The sequence below is a fragment of the Pseudomonas sp. Sample_21 genome (assembly GCF_004307525.1).
GTDB classification, from domain to species: Bacteria; Pseudomonadota; Gammaproteobacteria; order Pseudomonadales; family Pseudomonadaceae; genus Aquipseudomonas; species Aquipseudomonas atacamensis.
In genome coordinates this window covers 63,616-81,647 of record NZ_RCNZ01000059.1, presented here as the reverse complement: position 1 = coordinate 81,647, position 18,032 = coordinate 63,616, and the positions used below count along the sequence as shown (strand labels likewise).

14 protein-coding genes are annotated in these 18,032 nt (G+C 60.8%); 6 read left to right on the top strand and 8 right to left on the bottom strand.

The genetic code is table 11. The annotated features are described in order from the left end of the window. Nucleotides 1-110: 110 nt before the first annotated feature. The 5 genes from D8U71_RS08470 to D8U71_RS08450 all read right to left on the bottom strand — a co-directional run bounded on the left by D8U71_RS08470 (nt 111) and on the right by D8U71_RS08450 (nt 6,106). The gene (locus tag D8U71_RS08470; RefSeq protein WP_007972930.1) at nt 111-512 is read right to left on the bottom strand and encodes a biopolymer transporter ExbD; all 402 of its coding nucleotides are present in this window, start codon (nt 510-512) and stop codon (nt 111-113) included. 1 nt (nt 513) lies between these two features. Continuing rightward, entirely contained in the window at nt 514-1,239 is a 726-nt protein-coding gene (locus D8U71_RS08465; RefSeq protein WP_041477454.1) for a MotA/TolQ/ExbB proton channel family protein, read from the bottom strand. 45 nt (nt 1,240-1,284) lie between these two features. Next, a complete protein-coding gene (locus tag D8U71_RS08460; RefSeq protein ID WP_130887585.1) occupies nt 1,285-2,106 on the bottom strand; it encodes an energy transducer TonB in 822 nt (273 codons plus the stop codon). 273 nt (nt 2,107-2,379) lie between these two features. Next, nucleotides 2,380-3,723: an aryl-sulfate sulfotransferase gene (locus D8U71_RS08455; protein WP_130887584.1), complete on the bottom strand. Its 1,344-nt coding sequence runs from the start codon at nt 3,721-3,723 to the stop codon at nt 2,380-2,382. A gap of 22 nt (nt 3,724-3,745) precedes the next feature. Beyond that, complete coding sequence (locus D8U71_RS08450) at nt 3,746-6,106, bottom strand: TonB-dependent receptor (protein WP_130887583.1); 2,361 nt, start codon at nt 6,104-6,106, stop codon at nt 3,746-3,748. 165 nt (nt 6,107-6,271) lie between these two features. Between D8U71_RS08450 and D8U71_RS08445 the strand changes: the two genes are divergently transcribed. Both D8U71_RS08445 and D8U71_RS08440 read left to right on the top strand, forming a co-directional pair. Next, nucleotides 6,272-7,216 carry a LysR family transcriptional regulator gene (locus D8U71_RS08445; protein ID WP_130887582.1) on the top strand — a complete coding sequence of 315 codons (945 nt, stop codon included), beginning with the start codon at nt 6,272-6,274 and terminating at the stop codon, nt 7,214-7,216. Between the two features lie 178 nt (nt 7,217-7,394). After that, nucleotides 7,395-9,011 (top strand): alkaline phosphatase family protein, encoded by a 1,617-nt coding sequence (locus tag D8U71_RS08440; protein ID WP_130887581.1) that lies wholly within the window; start codon nt 7,395-7,397, stop codon nt 9,009-9,011. 153 nt (nt 9,012-9,164) lie between these two features. Here D8U71_RS08440 and D8U71_RS08435 read toward each other — a convergent pair whose 3' ends face one another. Next, nucleotides 9,165-10,085, bottom strand: a complete 921-nt coding sequence (locus D8U71_RS08435) for a TauD/TfdA family dioxygenase (protein ID WP_024011146.1) — start codon at nt 10,083-10,085, stop codon at nt 9,165-9,167. Between the two features lie 182 nt (nt 10,086-10,267). Between D8U71_RS08435 and D8U71_RS08430 the strand changes: the two genes are divergently transcribed. Then, nucleotides 10,268-11,188 (top strand): LysR family transcriptional regulator, encoded by a 921-nt coding sequence (locus D8U71_RS08430; protein WP_038860809.1) that lies wholly within the window; start codon nt 10,268-10,270, stop codon nt 11,186-11,188. 131 nt (nt 11,189-11,319) lie between these two features. Here D8U71_RS08430 and D8U71_RS08420 read toward each other — a convergent pair whose 3' ends face one another. Then, the gene (locus tag D8U71_RS08420) at nt 11,320-12,333 is read right to left on the bottom strand and encodes an ABC transporter substrate-binding protein (protein ID WP_130887580.1); all 1,014 of its coding nucleotides are present in this window, start codon (nt 12,331-12,333) and stop codon (nt 11,320-11,322) included. A gap of 395 nt (nt 12,334-12,728) precedes the next feature. On the opposite strand from D8U71_RS08420, the gene D8U71_RS08415 reads away from it, so the two are divergent. From D8U71_RS08415 to D8U71_RS08405, 3 genes are read left to right on the top strand one after another with little or no spacing between them, the layout of a single operon-like run. Further along, nucleotides 12,729-14,327 (top strand): ABC transporter permease subunit, encoded by a 1,599-nt coding sequence (locus D8U71_RS08415; RefSeq protein ID WP_130887579.1) that lies wholly within the window; start codon nt 12,729-12,731, stop codon nt 14,325-14,327. After that, nucleotides 14,324-15,139, top strand: coding sequence for an ABC transporter ATP-binding protein (locus D8U71_RS08410; protein WP_130887578.1), 816 nt, complete (start codon nt 14,324-14,326; stop codon nt 15,137-15,139). The genes D8U71_RS08415 and D8U71_RS08410 overlap by 4 nt, the downstream gene beginning before the upstream one ends. 14 nt (nt 15,140-15,153) lie before the next feature. Beyond that, nucleotides 15,154-16,764 carry an arylsulfatase gene (locus D8U71_RS08405; RefSeq protein WP_130887577.1) on the top strand — a complete coding sequence of 537 codons (1,611 nt, stop codon included), beginning with the start codon at nt 15,154-15,156 and terminating at the stop codon, nt 16,762-16,764. Nucleotides 16,765-16,943: 179 nt separating this feature from the next. Here the strand turns inward: D8U71_RS08405 and D8U71_RS08400 are convergent, their stop codons facing one another. Then, a complete protein-coding gene (locus D8U71_RS08400; protein WP_130887576.1) occupies nt 16,944-18,014 on the bottom strand; it encodes a fatty acid desaturase in 1,071 nt (356 codons plus the stop codon). Between the last annotated feature and the right edge of the window lie 18 nt (nt 18,015-18,032).

The following is an 18,032-nucleotide window of genomic DNA, read 5'->3' as shown; positions in this document are numbered from 1 at the left end:
GTCCCCTCTCCCTCCGGGAGAGGGCTAGGGTGAGGGGCTTTTTCAAAAACCGAACGCAAAAAAAGGGCCGCACCCTGCCAAGGAGACGGCCCCGGAAAAACGAAAATCTGTTACCGCGCAGTAATCACCGACAACTTGGTAATCCCCGCCCGTTCGATCGAAGCCATGGCTCGCGCCACTTCGCCGTAATTCACCCCATCATCGGCCTGCAATTGCACGCGCACCTCCGGGTCCTTGGCTTTGGCCGACTTGAGGTTGAATTCGAGTAAGTCGGGCTGAATCTCGTCCTTGTTGATAAACAGCTTGCCGGCGCCGTCGATGCTCACCACCAGCGGATCCTTCTGCTCGACCGGTGCCACCGCTTCGGTCTTCGGCAGGTTGATCGGGATCGCGTTGGTCAGCAGCGGCGCGGTGACGATAAACACCACCAGCAGCACCAGCATCACGTCTACCAGCGGCGTCACGTTGATTTCGCTGAGCACCTCATCCGTGTCTTGCGTGGAGAAGGCCATATCAGGAGGCCTCCTTCACTTTTGCCGCGTTGCCCGACGTTGCCACTTTGTGTGCGGTCGGGTGGATCAGCACGCGGAACGCGCTCTTCTGCGCCAGGCTGTAGAAGTCGTGGGCGAAGTCATCGAGATCCGCCGCGGTCAATTTCAGACGGCGCAGAAAGTAGTTGTAAACCAGCACCGCCGGCACCGCGACGGCGATACCCACGCCGGTCGCGACGAGTGCCGCACCAATCGGCCCGGCCACGGTTTCCAGGCTCGCCGAACCGGCGGCGCTGATGCCTTTCAAGGCCTCCATGATTCCCCACACCGTGCCAAACAGACCAATGAACGGCGAGGTGCTGCCGATACTCGCGACAACCGCCAGACCGGTTTCCAGCGAACGCCGTTCGCGGACGATCTGCTGGCGCAAGGCACGCTCGAGGCGATCCTGATGGTTGATCGCCTGGCTCAGATCATTCGCCTGCGGCGCCTCGCCCACCTGGATCGCTGCATAGCCAGCCTGCGCCACTCGCGCTGCGGCGCCGGGCTGGGTTTCGCTCAACTCGGCGGCGGCATCCAGGCTCGACGCCGCCCAGAAACGTTTGTGAAAGCGCCGATCCTGCGCTTTCAAACGACCGAACTGCACAGCCTTGAGCAGTGCCAAACCCCAAGTGGCGACGGAAAAAACCACCAGCAGCCAGATCACCGCGCTTTCGATGGATTCCAGTGGAGATGCCAGTAACGTCATGATGTGTTCCCTCGTGTAAACATTTCGCGCGAATTTGGTTTCGGTTTAATGAATCTTGAAATCGATGGGCACGCTGACCCAGCCGTCCTGGGCGACATCACCCTGCTTGGCCGGGACGAAACTCCAGCGCTTGACGGCATTCAGCGCCGCATCGTCGAGCTGTTGCCGACCACTGCTTTTGGCAATCTGAATCTCGCCCGGTTTGCCGCTGGCCAACACATGCACTCGTAACAACACCGTGCCTTCCCAACCGCGCCGCTGGGCCAGCGACGGGTATTCCGGCGCCGGATTTTTCAGATACGCAGCGTTGGCTGACGCCGGGGTAACGGGCGCCGGTGCCGGTGGCGCAGGAGGCGCTGGCGCGGCGACCGGGGCTGCGGGCTTCGCTGGCGCTGGCGCTGGCGCTGGCGGTTGCTCTACTGCCTTCGGCGCCGGTTTGGGCGGCGGTTTCACCACCGGTTTGGGTTTGGCGATCGGCTTGGGCGGCGGCGGCTTCACCGCCAACTCGTCTTCCACTGGCGGTGGCGGCTCGACCACCGGTGCCGGTGGTGGCGGCGCAACAACCGGCGGCGCGGGCGGAGCCGGATGCGAAAACTCGATGGTCATCGGCGGAATTTCCGGCGGTACCACCGGCAGCACCGGCGTCGGTTTCTGGCTGACCCAGTAAATCACCGCGCCATGCACGACCAAGGCGAGCACACCGAGCAAAAGGGTTTCGCGCCGACTCAAAATGCCCTTGGGTGCACGCTGCAAACGCAACTGCCCCAACGGCACCCGATGCGGCCGGCCAAGATCGACCAGTTCGCCACTCGGCATGTGCCGCCACAGCAATTCCCCTGCGCTGGCGGCGGTCTGGACATTGCCCATTGTTCAACTCCCTGCGGTCTCTTTCGTTCTACTAGCCAAAGCGATCGACCCGCCATTCTTGAAGCCCCCACGGCGTAATCGATGGGGGTAATCATTGGGCTTGCACGCTTATCACCGAAAGTAATCTTTAACGTTATATATAGACCTTCAAGGAATATACAAATTGCCGGTTCTTACCGAGGCCGCGCGCCACAAGGGCTGCAGCCATCGACGAAAAATCGCATGCTTTTACCGCATGAAAAGTATTCGCTCACGGCATTCATCCGCGCTCATTTAACGACTGGCATTTGTTTGCTGGACGCCTACGGCAGGCGCGAGCACTGCAGTTTCCGAGCGCGGCGTACCGGCCGGCACCCAGTCGTAGCTCACTGGCAGCGCTCGGTACACCCAATTGCTGATCGCGTCCCCACCCGGCGCTTTGCCCAGATACGGGCTGACGTACTCCCAGACGTTTTCACCGCTGGCGGTTACCTGGAAAAACCGTCCGTTCATGCCTTCGTCGATCAGCGTATTGCCGTTGGGCAAACGCCGCGCGCTGCTGATGAACGAGCTGTAGAACGCCCAGCCCGGCTGCTTCGAATTGGCCGCGCTGTACTGCCAGACGATTTCATTTTTCTGCGGGTCGATTTCCAAGACCCGCGAGCCGGAGATCAAGCCAAGGGTGACGTTCGGATAGCCCGCCGAGCCCTGGTTGTCGAACACCAGCAGATTGCCGGCGCCGGGCAGCCCGGCAGGGATGATGTGCGCATCGTGCTGGCCGACGAACTGATCGACCGGACGCGGTAGTTTCTGCGCGGTTTTCGGATTGATCAGCGGCAGGTTCGGCCCTAAACGCCAGACCACTTTGCCGCTGCTTTTGTCGATGATGGCGATGAAGTTGGCGTTGCGTGAATCGATCAACAGATTGTCCGGATTGAAGCGCTTGTCCCCGCCGTCGAACCACTTGTTCGGCCCGACCAGACTGAGGTTATTGATGTGCAGGTAATCCGGATTGTCACTAGCGCGCACCAACTTCAATTGCTCGGCAGTAAAGCCGAATTCGCTCAGATGATCCGAGGCCAGCCACTGCCACTTCACCGCACCGTCGGGGCTGACTTCGTAGATCACATCATCGATGACTTCCGGCGCCTTGAAGCCTTTGACCTTGTGCACCTTGTTCGCCAGCACCATGGTGTTGCCATTGCTCAAGCGGCGCTGATCGTGATGCTGCTGCGCCGCGCCACCCGGCGCCTTGTCGCCCCACTGCCAAACGACTTTGCCATCCCAGTCGAGTTCGCCGACGCTCTGGTTGCCCAGACCATTGCCCGCCGAGCCGAGCTTGCCGGGGTCCTTGTCACTCAATTGCAGCAGCACATGGCCGCGTTTACCGCCGACCAGTTGCGGGTCGATGATTGCGGACGGGAAACCAGCCTGCGGCCAGGTCTTCACTGCGTTGCCGTTCATGTCGATCAGGTGCGTCTGCTTGTCGGCGCCGCTGAAGATCACGTACTGGTTGAACGCCTTGTCCGGGTCATAACGGGTGACGCCAGTCGGGTACACGCTGGGCGCGGCGAAGGCGCCGCTGCTCAGGACAGCGCCGGATAACAGCAGGGGTAAAGCGCTTTTGATGGGCAACATGGTGCAGCTCCTTGAAGGCAAATCAGAAGTCGTAGCGACCGGTGACGCCGAGGGTCCGTGGCGTGCCGAGCAGGCCTTCATAGCCGCCGTTGCCGCCGGTCCACAGAGTCGTGTAATAAGTTTTGTCGAAGGCGTTTTTCAGCCACAGCGAGACGTCCCACTGGCCCTGATTGAAATCACCGCGCAAGCCAGTGGAAAGGTTGACCACCGCGTAACTGGGGATCTGCCCGTAATCGGAATCCTCGACCGTGCCCACCGCTTTGGAGCGGAACGCGTAGCTGCCGGTGACGTAGGGTTCGAAGCCGTTATCCAGATTCCATTTGTATTCGCCGTTGGCGTTGCCGATCCATTTCGACGCGCCGACCACTTGATGGCCGCTGAGATCGCAGGAGGCCGGTGCACCCGGGGCCTGGCTGACTTCCGGCGGGCACGGTGCATCCTTGTACGAGAGGTAGCTGACGTCGTTGTACGAACCGTTGAAGTTCAGCGTCAGGCCACGCAACGGCACCACGGTGCTTTCGAACTCGATGCCGCGCGAGCGCACCGAGCCTGCGTTGGTCAGGTATTGCACGCGGTTGGCGGCGTCGTAGGCATTGGTCTGGTAGGCGTTGACCTGGGTCCAGAATACGTTGGCGTTGAGTTGCAGGCGGCGATCCCACAGGGTGCTTTTGAAACCGAGTTCGGCGTTGTTGGCGCGCTCGGTGCCGATCAATAACGAGTCGGCGCCAGCGGTAGGTGCGGAGCCGACCGCGAGGTTGACCCCGCCGGATTTCTCGCCGTGGGACAGCGTGGCGTAACCGAGCACGTCGTCGGTGATGCGATAGCTCAGGTTGAGCAGTCCCGAGGGGCTGGAGCTGTACTGATTCAAGTCTCCGGAATCGTAGACGCCGGCACGCCCCCGACGCGCATTGGCTGCCGCACCCGCCACCGCCACGCCACCGAGCGGCGCGTTGCGGCTGACCGAGGCGTTTTTTTCCTCGTAGGTGCCACGCACCCCGGCGGTGAAATCCAGGCGTTCGCTCAGGTGCCAGGTGCCTTGGGCAAACAGGGCGAAACTGTCGGTCTGGATATGGCCGTTGCCGACGCTGGTGACGTTGGCCAGGCTGCCCGCCGGTGTGCCATTCCAGATGTCGGCCTGCGGGCCGTAATAGGAGAAGGATTTGTTGTCCAGATCCGAGCCGAAATAGTAGGCGCCGACCACATAATCGAAGAACTCATCCTTGGGCGAGGCCAGGCGAAATTCCTGCGAATACTGTTTGTCTTTCACCGACACGCCGGCGTTGTAACTGGCCGGCACGTTGAGGCCATCGTCGTTGCGCGGGGTGAAATTCCAGAAACGATAAGAGCTGACCGACGTCAGGGTGAAGTCGCTCGGCAACGTCCAGTTGGCTTCCACCGACGTGCCGCCCTGATGCACGGTGACGTGCTGGTCGTTATCGAGATTGACCTTGCGATGCCGGCCGTTGACCAGCGTTGCCCCGGCTGCACTGGCCCGCGATTCATACAGGTTGACGCCGTTGATGGTCGGCCCTGTGTTGTACAACACGCGAGTGCCGGCGCTGGAATCTTCTTCGTTGTAATCGCCGATCCAGCGCAGATTGAAATCTTCATTGGGCTTGAACAACAGCTGCGCGCGGAAGCCCTCGCGCGAACCACCGTTGAGGTCGTGGCCGTCGTATTCGTTCTTGATGTCACCGTCGCTGCGCGTGCGATACGCCGAGAAGCGCCCGGCCAGTTGATCGTTGAGCGGCCCGGAAATCGTGCCCTTGGTCTGGAAGTAACCGTCTTCGCCGACCGAGGTTTCGATACTGCGTTCCGGTGTGAAACTGGGCGCGCGGGTGCTGATGTTGATAACCCCGGCGGTGGTGTTCTTGCCGAACAGCGTGCCTTGCGGACCGCGCAAGACTTCGAGCTGCTCGATGTCCATCAGATCGAACACCGCCATCCCCGGACGGCCCAGATAAACGTTGTCGATGTACAGGCCAACGCTGCCTTCCAGGCCATCACTGGCCGGGTTGTTACCGAGGCCACGGATCGACACGCTGGACTGGCGCGCATGCATGTAAGCGACGTTGACGCTGGGCACCAGTTGCTGCAAGTCCTGAATCCGGTAAACCCGTTGCGTCTCCAGATTCTGCCCACTGACCACGCTCATTGGCGTCGGCACGTCTTGCGAACTTTCTTCGCGGCGGCGGGTGGTGACGGTCACGGTTTCCAGCTGCGAACCGTTGGCCGCCGCTGTGCCTGCGGGGACGGGCGGAGGGGTTTCGGCTTCGGCGGCATAGCCGTGAGTCCAGCTGGCGCTGCCTGCCAGCAACAGCGCCAAAGGCAGGCGTTTGAGCCGTCGGGGAGATGGGGGTAACGCGAGATTCAACGGACTCATGGCGTGGCTCCTGGTCAAAAAACACACAGACATATTCACTGCTGCATATTCTTTTCGGTTATTTATTTATGGATTTACAAATATTTACTGCATAAGAGATTGCCTTTATAAGGAGTCGACCTAATGCATATCCAATGCATTTCCCGGATATTTTTTATGTGAAAAATGCATATCGACTTGCGCCAATTGCGTCACTTCATCGCTCTGGTTGAGCAACGCAGCTTTGTCGCTGGCGCGCAGGCGGTGAACCTGTCGCAGTCGGCATTCAGCCGCAGCATCCAAGCACTGGAACACAGCGTCGGCTGCCAGTTGGTCGACCGTGGGCGCAAGGAATTGCCGCCGACCAAACAGGGCCATGTGCTGCTCGAACATGCGCGGCGACTGGTCAGCGGTGCGCAGCAGATGGCCAATGAGATCAGCCAGTTCAATGGCCTCGAGGCCGGGGAATTGCGCTTTGGTTGCGGGCCGGCGCCAGCCGCCGGATTGATCCCGCGCGCGATCGGCGCATTCATCGGCCGCTACCCGAAGGCGCGCGTACAGTTTCTGGTCGATGACTGGCAGAGCCTGAGCAAACGCCTGCTCAGCGAAGAGTTCGAATTCTTCGTCGCCGATACCCGGCAATTCGAGGCCGATCCGGATTACCAGACCTACCGCTTGCGGGCACGCAAATGGCATTTCTGCTGCCGCGCCGGGCATCCGCTGACGGCGTTCGAACGCATCACCGCCGAGCAGTTGCTGAGTTATCCACTGGCGGCCAGCATCCGCCCGCCGAACCTGCGCAAGGTCATCGTCGACCTCAGCGGCCGCCCTGATTTCACCCCGAATGTGGAATGCGAAAACGGCTCGAGTCTATTGAGTGTGGTGTTGCGCTCGGAGGCGATCGGAATTGTCGGCGCGTATTCCGATGCGCTGCATCTGGCCAAGGGTGAGCTGGTCTGTTTGAAGATCGAAGGCCTGGCCGATGATCTGGAGGAGCTGTACACCCGCTATGGCATCGTCAGCCGCGCCGGGTATCGGTTGTCACCGTTGGCCGAAGCGATGATTGAGCAGATCAAAGTGGTTGATGCGGAGGATCAGGAAGTGTGTTCGCTGGAGAATTTCGCTGTCTGAGCTGGCCCCTTCGCGAGCAGGCTCGCTCCCACAGGAATACGCATTTCAAATGTGGGAGCGAGCCTGCTCGCGAAAAGGCTGATGCAATCGCTGCATAAAAACCATTCCCCAAATGCACTTGCCGAACACCCTCACCGACAGCGAAAACCCTCACCTGTCCCACTGACCGGTGAACTCCATGCCCACCCCATCCAACCCCGTGCGCAACGTGCTGTACATCATGTGCGATCAACTGCGCCGCGATTACCTGTCCTGTTACGGCCACCCGCATCTGCATACACCGAATATCGATCGCCTCGCAGCTCAAGGGGTGCGTTTCAGCCGCGCCTACACCCAAGGCACGATCTGCGGCCCGTCGCGGATGTCGGCCTACACCGGGCGCTATGTCAGCAGCCATCAAGTGGCCTGGAACGCGGTGCCGTTGCCGCTGGATGAATTGACGATCGGCGATTACCTGCGACCTCACGGCATCCGCACCGCGCTGGTCGGCAAGACCCATGCGACGGCCAATGTCGACGCCTTGCAGCGTCTGGCGATCAACCCGCAAAGCGCGCAAGCCGAGTTGCTCAATGAGGTCGGCTTCGAACCGTACCTGCGCCACGACGGTATCTACCCCGACGATCCGTCATTCGACGACAAGCGCGAATCCGCGCCCTATACCCAATACCTGCGCGCGCAGGGCTTCGATGGCAAGAATCCCTGGCACGACTGGGCGAACGCTGCCGAAGGCGAGAACGGCGAAATCCTCAGCGGCTGGAAAATGCGTCATGCGAATTTGCCAGCACGAATTCCCGAGCAACACTCAGAGACTGTCTACACTACAAATCGCGCCATCGACTTCATCACCGAGCAAGGCGAGAAATCCTGGTGTTTACACCTCTCGTACATCAAACCGCATTGGCCCTACATCGTACCGGCACCGTACCACGCCTTGTACAGTACGAAATCGATTCTCGAAGCGGTCCGCGCGACGCCCTCCGCAGCCAGCAAACACCCCGTATACACTGCCTTTCGCCAGCATGAGGAAAGCCTCAACTTCTCCCGCGATTCAGTACGATTGAATGTAATCCCGACCTACATGGGCCTGATCAAGCAAGTGGATGATCAGTTGGGGCGGCTGTTCGATTTTCTGCAGAGCAACGGCCGTTGGGATGACACGTTGATCGTGTTCACCAGCGATCACGGCGATTTTCTTGGTGATCACTGGCTGGGCGAGAAGGAATTTTTGCTCGAGCAGGCGGTGGGCGTGCCGCTGATCGTTCGCGATCCTCGGGCGGCGGCGGATGTCACTCGCGGCACTGTCGATGAGCGGCTGGCGGAAACCATTGATGCGTTGCCGACGTTTCTTCAAGCGTTGGGATTAGCGGGCGCGGAACACCGGCTGGAAGGGCGTTCATTGATCCCGTTGCTGCACGGGGAAAATCCCGATTGGCGCCGCTATGCAATCAGCGAATACGACTACGCCTTTCAGGCCCCGGCACGCGAGCGACTCGGCCAGCCGATCGACCGTTGCCGCATGACCATGGTCCGCAGCGAGCGCTGGAAATACTTGGCGTACGACGGGTTTAGACCGCAGTTGTTTGATCTGTTGAATGATCCGCAGGAGCTGAATGATCTGGGTGAGGACCCGGCGTACGCGGCGGTGCGCGAGGAGCATGCGGGGTATCTGTTTGAGTGGATGCGCGGGCTGAAGCGACGGACGACGATCAGCCATCCGGAGATCGATTTGCGCGGGCAGCGGTTTCGTTATGGTGAGCCGGAAACCGAGAAGGTTGTTCAGATTGGTGTGTGGTAGCTGTGATCAAATGATCATTCCCACGCTCCGCGTGGGAACGCAGCCCGGGACGCTCCGCGTCCCAAAACCGGACGCAGAGCGTCCGTTGAGGCATTCCCACGCAGAGCGTGGGAACGATCAATGTGGGAGCGAGCCTGCTCGCGAAGAGGCCAATCAGACGCCGACGATATCCGGACCTTTGATGGTCTGACTTCGCTGCCCACTCACCCCCACTGGCACCTCGCCCTTGAGCGTCACCCGGCGCACCACGCGATCCTGGGTGCCGTAATCATCAATCGCGTAATGCTGCGTCGAGCGGTTGTCCCAGATCGCCACATCTCCAGCCTGCCAGCGCCAGCGCACGGTGTTTTCCTGGCGGATCACATGGCTCTGCAGCAAACCGAACAGGTGTGCCGAATCTGCCTGTGAATAACCTTTGATGCGTTTGACGAAATGCCCCAGCAGCAAGCTCTTCTCGCCGCTGATCGGGTGCACGCGCACCACCGGGTGCTCGGTTTCGTAGACAGTCGAGGTGAAGACTTTGCGATAGCGCTCCAGCTTCTCTGCCGAGACGTCCGGCTTCGCACCGGCGTAGTCGTACTCGTTGCTGTGCACAGCGGTCAGTTTGTCGGCCAGCTCACGCAGCTCGCTCGGCAAGCCGCTGTATGCCGTTGCGGTGTTGGCCCACAGCGTATCGCCGCCGAAGGCCGGGGCGACCACCGAGCGCAGGATCGAGGCTTTCGGGTAAGCGTCGACGAAAGTCACGTCGGTGTGCCAGGAGTTGGCGCGCTGACCTTCGGCGCCGTCCAGCTCGAGCAGGTAACGGGTGCCTTCGCGCGATGGCACGGTCGGGTGTGCCACCGGTTCGCCAAGCAGATGGGCGAAGGCTTCCTGACGCTGATCGTCGAGTTGCGTCTGCTCGCGGAAGAACAGCACTTTGTATTCGACCAAGGCTTGCTGGATGGCTTCGACAGTGGCGGCGTCCAGCTCACCGGACAGATGCACGCCGCGGATTTCGGCACCGATACGACCGGCTACCGGGTGAATTTCCAGCGCGTGAGAAACGGGTTTTACGGCGAGTGCAGCATTGCTCATGGGAAGACCCTCATCGACGGTTTGCGGTTTTGGCGGCAGCGAAACAACGCTCTATCTATATTCCATTTATATCTAATAGGTATTCACATGCTTCGTTGACGGAATAAGAGCTTGCATTTAAAACCTCAAGCAACCCTCGTCGCAAATGCCTTCGAGCTATTTTTAGGATGCCGGAAAAGCATATGGATCTTCGCCAGTTGCGCTACTTCATCGCCCTCAACGAACACCGCAGTTTTGTCCGTGCGGCCGACGCCATGGGCATCACTCAACCGGCGTTCAGCCGCAGCATTCAGGGGCTGGAGCAGGAGTTCGGTTGCGTGCTGGTCGATCGCGGCAACAAGGATCTGCGCCCCACGCCCGAGGGCCAGGTGGTGCTGCAACACGCCTTGAGCCTGGTGCAGGGCGCAGCGTTGCTCAGCGCTGAAGTGACGCAAATGACCAAGCTCGACGCCGGCGAAGTGCATTTTGGTTGCGGGCCGGCGCCGGCGGTGAAACTGGTGCCGGACGCGGTGGCGCAATTCATCAATGCGCACCCGAAAGTGCGCACCTGTTTTCAGGTTGATAACTGGGAAAAACTGAGCCGCGCGCTGAGCCGCGAAGAGATCGAATTCTTCATCGCCGACATCCGTCATTTCGAGTCCGATCCGAATTTCCAGACGCAACCGCTGACGCCCAAGCGCGGGGTATTTTTCTGCCGGCCGGGGCATCCGTTGCTGGCCAAGGAAAGCCTGTCGACCAACGACATGTTCGACTACCCGCTGGCCGCCACCCTGATCCCGCCGGGCATTCGCAAGCTGCTGGCGAATCTCAGCGGGCGCATCGATTTCTCGCCGACCATCGAGACCGAGCACTTTCCGGCACTGGTCAAAGTGGTGCTGCAATCCAATGCAATCGGCGTCGGCACGGAGGAGGCGTTTATTGAGGATGTCGCCAAGGGTTCGCTGGTGCTGTTGCACTGGCGCAACCTGCCGCAGAACCTCGAAAGCATGAACGCCCGCTGCGGCATCGTCAGCCGCACCGGATTCCGGTTGTCGCCGGCGGCGAGGGCAATGATCGAGACGTTGGTCGCGGTGGATAGGCAGGACGTCAGCGTCGCTGTCTGAAAAACCTTCGTGGCACACGCCGATCGTTCCCACGCTCTGCGTGGGAATGAATCCCGTGACGCTCTGCGTCACAAAGGACGCGGAGCGTCCTCGGCTGCATTCCCACGCGGAGCGTGGGAACGATCTGGAAGCTAAAGCCTGGCTGCAGAAAGCTCTGGCGCCACCCAATCGCTGACCTTGAACGGCTTGCGAATCAGCTTCTGCTGCGCCGCCAGGTCGACCTTGTCCTGCAGGCCGCTCAAGAACACCGGATCCAGTGTCGACGGGAAAATCTCGCTGAGATTCTGATCCTTCAGATCCTGAGCCAGAATCACCGGCGGATAACTGGCCAGCCCTGATACCAGCTGCACATACGCATCCTTGTTGCTGTCCTGCGTCAGCCACTCGACCGCTTGCTGCTGCGCCTTGAGCAGTTTCGCAATGACCTCAGGATGGGCGTCGACAAACTTGCCATTACCCAGCAACACCGCCTGCACGCTGCCAGCGCCGCCAAGGTCCTTGGTATTGAGCGGCAATTCCGCCAGGCCTTTGGCTTGCAAGGCACTCAGCGCGGAGCTGCCCCACGAGGCATCGATCTGCTTGGCCGCGAGCGCCGAGACCGCCGCGTTGAAATCCAGATTGATGACCTTCAGATCCTTCTCGCTCAGGCCCTGACTGGCCAGCGCCGCATCGAACGACAGTTGCGTTGCCGTTCCGCGAAAGATCGCCACGCGTTTGCCCTTGAGATCCTGCAGGGTCTTGATTCCCGAGCCGGGCACCACGCCGAGGTATTGCTTGACCCCACGCGCCGTGGCGCTGAGCAGGCGCGTGTCCAGACCATTGGATTTGCCGATGATCGCGGCGAGATCGCCGAGATAGGCCAGATCAACCTGGCCATTGGCAAACGCCTCATTGATCACCGGCCCGGCGCCCTTGAAGAAACTCCACTGGATCTTGATGCCCTGCTCGGCGAAGGCCTTTTCGAAGATCCGCTGATCGCGCAGCACATCGACGATGCCGCCGCCGCTGTGTTGAGTGCCGGCGCTGAGGTCGGGCACGGCGATGCGGATTTCCTTGAGTTCTTCGGCTTGGGCGCCAAGCGCAAGAAAGCCTGCAAGCGCCGGGGCGGCCAGCAGGCTGATGATTCGTTTGAAGGGAAGGTTCATGGGTGCGGCTCCTTGATCGCTGAGGAGCCGAAAGTAGGCTGGATGCATACCTTCACTTAAATACTATAAATGCACATTTTTATATCCATATGACCTAAGTGAGGGCGTGTGCGGCTTGCAGCGCGATATGCATTAACAGCATCGAAAATATTCTTCGAATGCATTGGATGCGCGCAAGCAGGCAAGCCTTAAATGGATTCGCTTATCTCCCGATAGCATCTAACGCAAGTTTGTTAGATCAGTTTCATATATGACGAAACCCAGTGTGGGAGCGAGCCTGCTCGCGAAGAGGCAATGCCAGCCGACATCAGTGCTGCCTGAAACAGCCATTCGCGAGCAGGCTCGCTGCCACATGAAAAGCGGTTCGCCATGCAACCCGACAACGGAGGTCACCCATGGCCCGTCAATCTCTGCTCAGCCTGCCGCTGGCCGCGCCGCCGCTGAAAAGCCGTCGCACCTGGCCCCGCCTGAATCAACGCCTGCTGCCTTGGCTGTTGCCCGTCAGCCTGTTCGTCCTGTGGTGGCTGGCCGCGCGCAATCAGTGGATGAGCGAGCAGATCCTGCCGGCGCCATCGCTGGTGTGGAGCAGCGCTGTGGAACTGGCCCAAGGCGAGTTGTGGAGTCATTTGTGGATCAGCCTGCAACGGTTGTTCTGGGGCTTGTTGGCCGGCGTTTCGACCGGCGCGGTGCTTGGCGCCGCACTGGGCTTCAGTCGACGTGTGGAGCGCCTGGTTTTTCCGACATTCGCCGGATTGGCGCAGGTGCCGACGCTGGCGTGGATTCCGCTGTTCATGGTGTTCTTCGGCATCGGTGAAGTGCTGAAACTGGTGGTGTTGATCAAGGCCATTGTGGTGCCGGTGACCTTGCACACACTGGTTGGCGTGCGCGACGCGCAACCGAAACTGCGCGAAGCCGCCGCCGTGTTGCGCCTGCCGCCGCGTCTGCTGATTCGGCGCCTGGTGCTTCCCGCTGCGCTGCCGGCGTTCATGGCCGGCGTGCGCCTGGCACTCGCTGCCGGCTGGACCTCGTTGCTGGCGGTCGAGCTGCTGGCCTCCAGCGAAGGCATCGGCTATCTGATGGTCTGGGCGCGGCAGCTGTTCATGCTCGACGTCGTGTTCGTGTGCATCGTGGTCATCGGTCTGATCGGTGTGGCGATGGATCGCGGCATCGGTCTGCTCGACCGCAGACTGGTGCACTGGCCGCACCCGGCCACCGCGCACATCACACGCGGCCCGCGCTATCAGGGCTGGCAACGCCTGCAACCGTGGCTGTTGCCGCTGGGCTTGTTGGCGCTCTGGCAACACGCCAATGATCAGCACTGGGTCGACGCGAATATTCTGATCAGCCCTGCGGCTGTGCTGAGCACGACATGGGACGGACTGCTCGACGGTACGCTGGTCAACGGCATGGCGCTGAGCCTGAGCCGCACCCTGGGCGGCTTGCTGATCGGTGGCGGCCTCGGTTTCGCCCTGGGCTTGCTCCTCGGCCTGTCACGTCTCAGCGAACGCCTGCTCGGCCCGACACTCGCCGCACTGCGCCAGATTGCGATTTTCGCCTGGGTGCCGCTGCTCACCGCGTGGTTCGGTCTCGGCGAACTGGCCAAGTGGGTGTTCGTCGCTCTCGCCGCCTTCTTCCCGCTGTTCATCGCCACCCAGCGCAGCGTCGCCAACCTCTCGCCGCAACTCAACGAAGCCGCGCAAGTGCTGCGCCTCGGCCTCGGCCAGCGCCTGCGTCGACTGGTCCTGCCCGGTGCTGCGCCGGGGATCTTCGCCGGGCTGCGATTGAGCCTGATCTACGCCTGGCTCGGCACCATCGGCGCTGAATATTTCATGCCGTCCAATGGCGGCATCGGCAGTCAGATGATCGGCGCGCAGCAGCTGCTGCGCATGGATCTGATCATGGCCGGCATGCTGCTGGTCGGCCTCACCGGCGCCCTGCTCAACCTGATCGGCCAACGCCTGGAAATTCGCGCGACCCGCTGGAGACACGCATGAACGCACCAATTGTCAGCTTCAACCACGTAGGCAAATCCTTCGCCGTCAACGGTTTCGAACTGGAGGCGATTCGCGAATTCAACCTGGACATTGCCGAGGGCGAATTCGTCGCCATCGTCGGCTCCAGCGGCTGCGGCAAATCCACATTGCTGCGTTTGCTGGTCGGCCTCGACACCGAGTTTCGCGGGCACATCAGTGTCGATGGCAAGGCCGTTAGCGGCATCGGCGGCGAGCGCGGTATCGTCTTTCAGGAACATCGTCTGTTCCCGTGGCTGACAGTCGCCGACAACATCGGCCTGGGCCTGGTCAATGAACCGCTGAGCGGGGCGCAGAAACAACAACGCATCAAGGATTTCATCGAACTGGTCGGCCTCAGTGATTTCACCGAGGCCTATCCGCATCAACTCTCCGGCGGCATGGCGCAGCGCGTGGCGATTGCTCGCGGTCTCGTCGCCAGCCCGCGAATCCTGTTGCTCGACGAACCCTTCGGCGCCCTCGACGCACTGACCCGCCAGCAAATGCAGGACGAGCTGCTGGCGATCCGCGAGCGGGCACAGATCACCACGATTCTGGTGACCCACGATGTCGAGGAAGCGATTTTTCTGGCCGACCGCGTGGTGGTGATGGAGCCGCGTCCGGGGCGGATCAAGCAAGTGGTCGACATCGCCCTGCCGCACCCGCGCCAGCGCAGCAGTTATGACTTCCATCAACTGCGTGAAGAACTGCTGCACGAGCTGACCAGTGATGACCATTACCAACCGAGCGCACCGGTGCAGATCCGCGATCTGCCGCTGACGTTCATTGCCTGCTGAACAGGAGTTTCGCTATGCCGCAACGTCCCAACTTTCTAGTGATTCTGGCCGACGACCTGGGCTTTTCCGACATCGGTGCGTTCGGCGGCGAAATCGCTACGCCGAACCTCGATGCGCTGGCCGAGAACGGCCTGCGCCTGACCGATTTCCACACCGCACCGACCTGCTCGCCGACGCGCTCGATGCTGCTGACCGGCACCGATCACCACATCGCCGGTATTGGCACCATGGCCGAAGCGTTGACCCCGGAACTGATCGGCAAACCCGGTTACGAGGGCTACCTCAACGACCGCGTCGTCGCGCTGCCTGAGCTGCTGCGTGAGGCTGGTTACCAAACTTTGATGAGTGGTAAATGGCATCTCGGTCTTAAGGCCGAACTGGCGCCCCATGCGCGCGGTTTCGAGCGCTCGTTTTCACTGTTGCCGGGCGCTGCCAACCACTATGGTTTCGAGCCGACCTACGATGAGCAAACGCCGGGCCTGCTGAAATCCACCCCGGCGCTGTACATCGAGGACGATCAGTTTGTTGACGAGTTGCCGAAGGATTTCTATTCCTCCGATGCCTTCGGCGACAAGCTGCTGCAGTACCTCAAGGAACGCGATCAGACCCGGCCGTTCTTCGCTTACCTGCCCTTCTCCGCGCCGCACTGGCCGCTGCAGGCACCGGCCGAGATCGTCGAGAAATACCGTGGCCGTTATGACGCCGGCCCGCAAGTGCTGCGCCTCGAACGCCTGGAAAAACTCAAGGCGCTGGGCCTGATCGACGCGGACGTCGAGCCGCACCCGCTGATTCAGCTCAGCGCGCAGTGGGACGCGTTGAGCGATGAACAAAAGCAGATTTCCGCACGAGCCATGGAGGTCTACGCGGCGATGGTCGAGCGCATGGACTGGAACATCGGCCGGGTCATCGATTACCTGCGCCAGCAAGGCCAGCTCGACAACACCTTCATCCTGTTCATGTCCGACAACGGTGCCGAAGGCGCGCTGCTGGAAGCGTTCCCCAAGTTCGGCCCGGAGCTGATGACCTACCTCAACCAGCATTACGACAACAGCCTAGACAACATCGGCCGGGCCAATTCCTACGTCTGGTACGGGCCGAACTGGGCGCAAGTGGCAACCGCGCCGTCACGCTTGTTCAAGGCTTTCACCACCGAGGGCGGGATCCGCGTGCCGGCGCTGCTGCACTATCCACAACTGCCGCTGAAAGGGCAGATCAGCCATGGTTTCGGCACGGTGATGGACATCACCCCGACCATTCTCGATCTGGCTGGCGTGCGGCATCCGGGCAAACAGTGGAAAGGCAAAGCCGTGGCGCCACTGCGCGGCAAGTCGTGGCTGGGCTTCCTGTCCGGCGAGACCGCGCAGGTGCATGACGAGCATACGGTCACCGGTTGGGAATTGTTCGGACGCCGGGCGATTCGCCAAGGGTCGTGGAAGGCGGTGTGGATTCCCGGACCGGTCGGGCCAGCGACCTGGCAGCTTTATGATCTGGCGAGCGATCCAGGGGAGATTCATGATCTGGCGTTGAGTCAGCCGCAGAAACTCACTGACTTGATCGGGCATTGGCAGCGGTATGTGGAAGAGACCGGAGTGATCCTCAGTGCTTCGCCGTTTCAGCCGGATTGAACCAAGATCAAAAGCCCCCCCTCACCCCAGCCCTCTCCCTGAGGGAGAGGGGGAAAGGGAGCAGATCTTCATGCTTTTCCAACCTGAGGTCGGCTCGAAATTTCAGGTCGATGTATCCAGCATAAACAGCTAGATCAGTCCCCTCTCCCCTGGGAGAGGGTTAGGGTGAGGGGCATCTGTCAGGCCTCCACCGCCTCCCCGGACACCACGTCCTCATCTCCGCGTACAAACCGGTTCGCCCGGCCAAACGTGCCGAAATCATTAAAGCGCACACCCATCTCGCGCATGACCTTGTGCGCCACCGGCACAGTCATCTGACGAATGTAAAACGGCTCCTTGACCACGAAATGATGAATCCCGTGACTGCTGCCGAAGTTGAAGCAGAACGCTTGCAACGGCCACAGCCACCAAGGGTTCAGCACCTGGCATTGCTGCAGCACATTGCCCGGTTCGACGTCGCCGTAGTAATGCATGTTCGAGCTGATGAAGTGCAGGCAAAAAGTGCGCAGCACATTCGGGCCGATGATCACCACGGCGGCGATATCGATTACCTGCATCACCGACAGCGTGGTGGCCGACCATTCGATGGACGAGCCGAGCAAATGCGCGATGCCATTGGCTGCGTGAAAGCCGAGAAACACATACCACGCGCCCCAATGCAGCAGCGCCAGCGGTGCGTAGACCTTGAGCACGCGTTTGCCGATGCTCCACTTGTGTGCCCAGGTCCTGGCGCGGAGCAGGCGGATAAACGCCGACATGACGTTATCGCCAACCATCAGCAGACGGGCAAATCCCCACGGCTCGCCGTTGGTGATTGCGCGCTCTTCCATGTCGGCCTCAGTGCCGGAAACCTTGTGATGGTTGAGGTGCAGATGACGACGGATCCACGGGTTGATTGTGCTCGGCCGCGCCAGCCAGACCAGGCCCATCATCAGGTTGTGCGGCACGCGTTGTTTGCGGAAGTACATGCTGTGGATCAGGTCGTGTTCCAGCTCATGGGTCAGCGAGGCGAAAAAAGCATTGAGCAGCAGGCACACCCACCAAGCCATATGGCCAGTGATGTACAGCGCCGCCGAGCCGATCATTCCGGCCAGCGCGAACGCCAGAATCCCCGCACCGAGGGCATCCTGATGCTGAAGAATCGGGTAGCGCTCACGCAATTGCGCACCTTTGGTCAGCACCACTTGGCGAATATGTGCCGAGCGCTGCGCCGCATTCAGTCGTTCAGGGCTTGCAGAAGTACCGTCCATGCTTCCATCCTCGGGTCT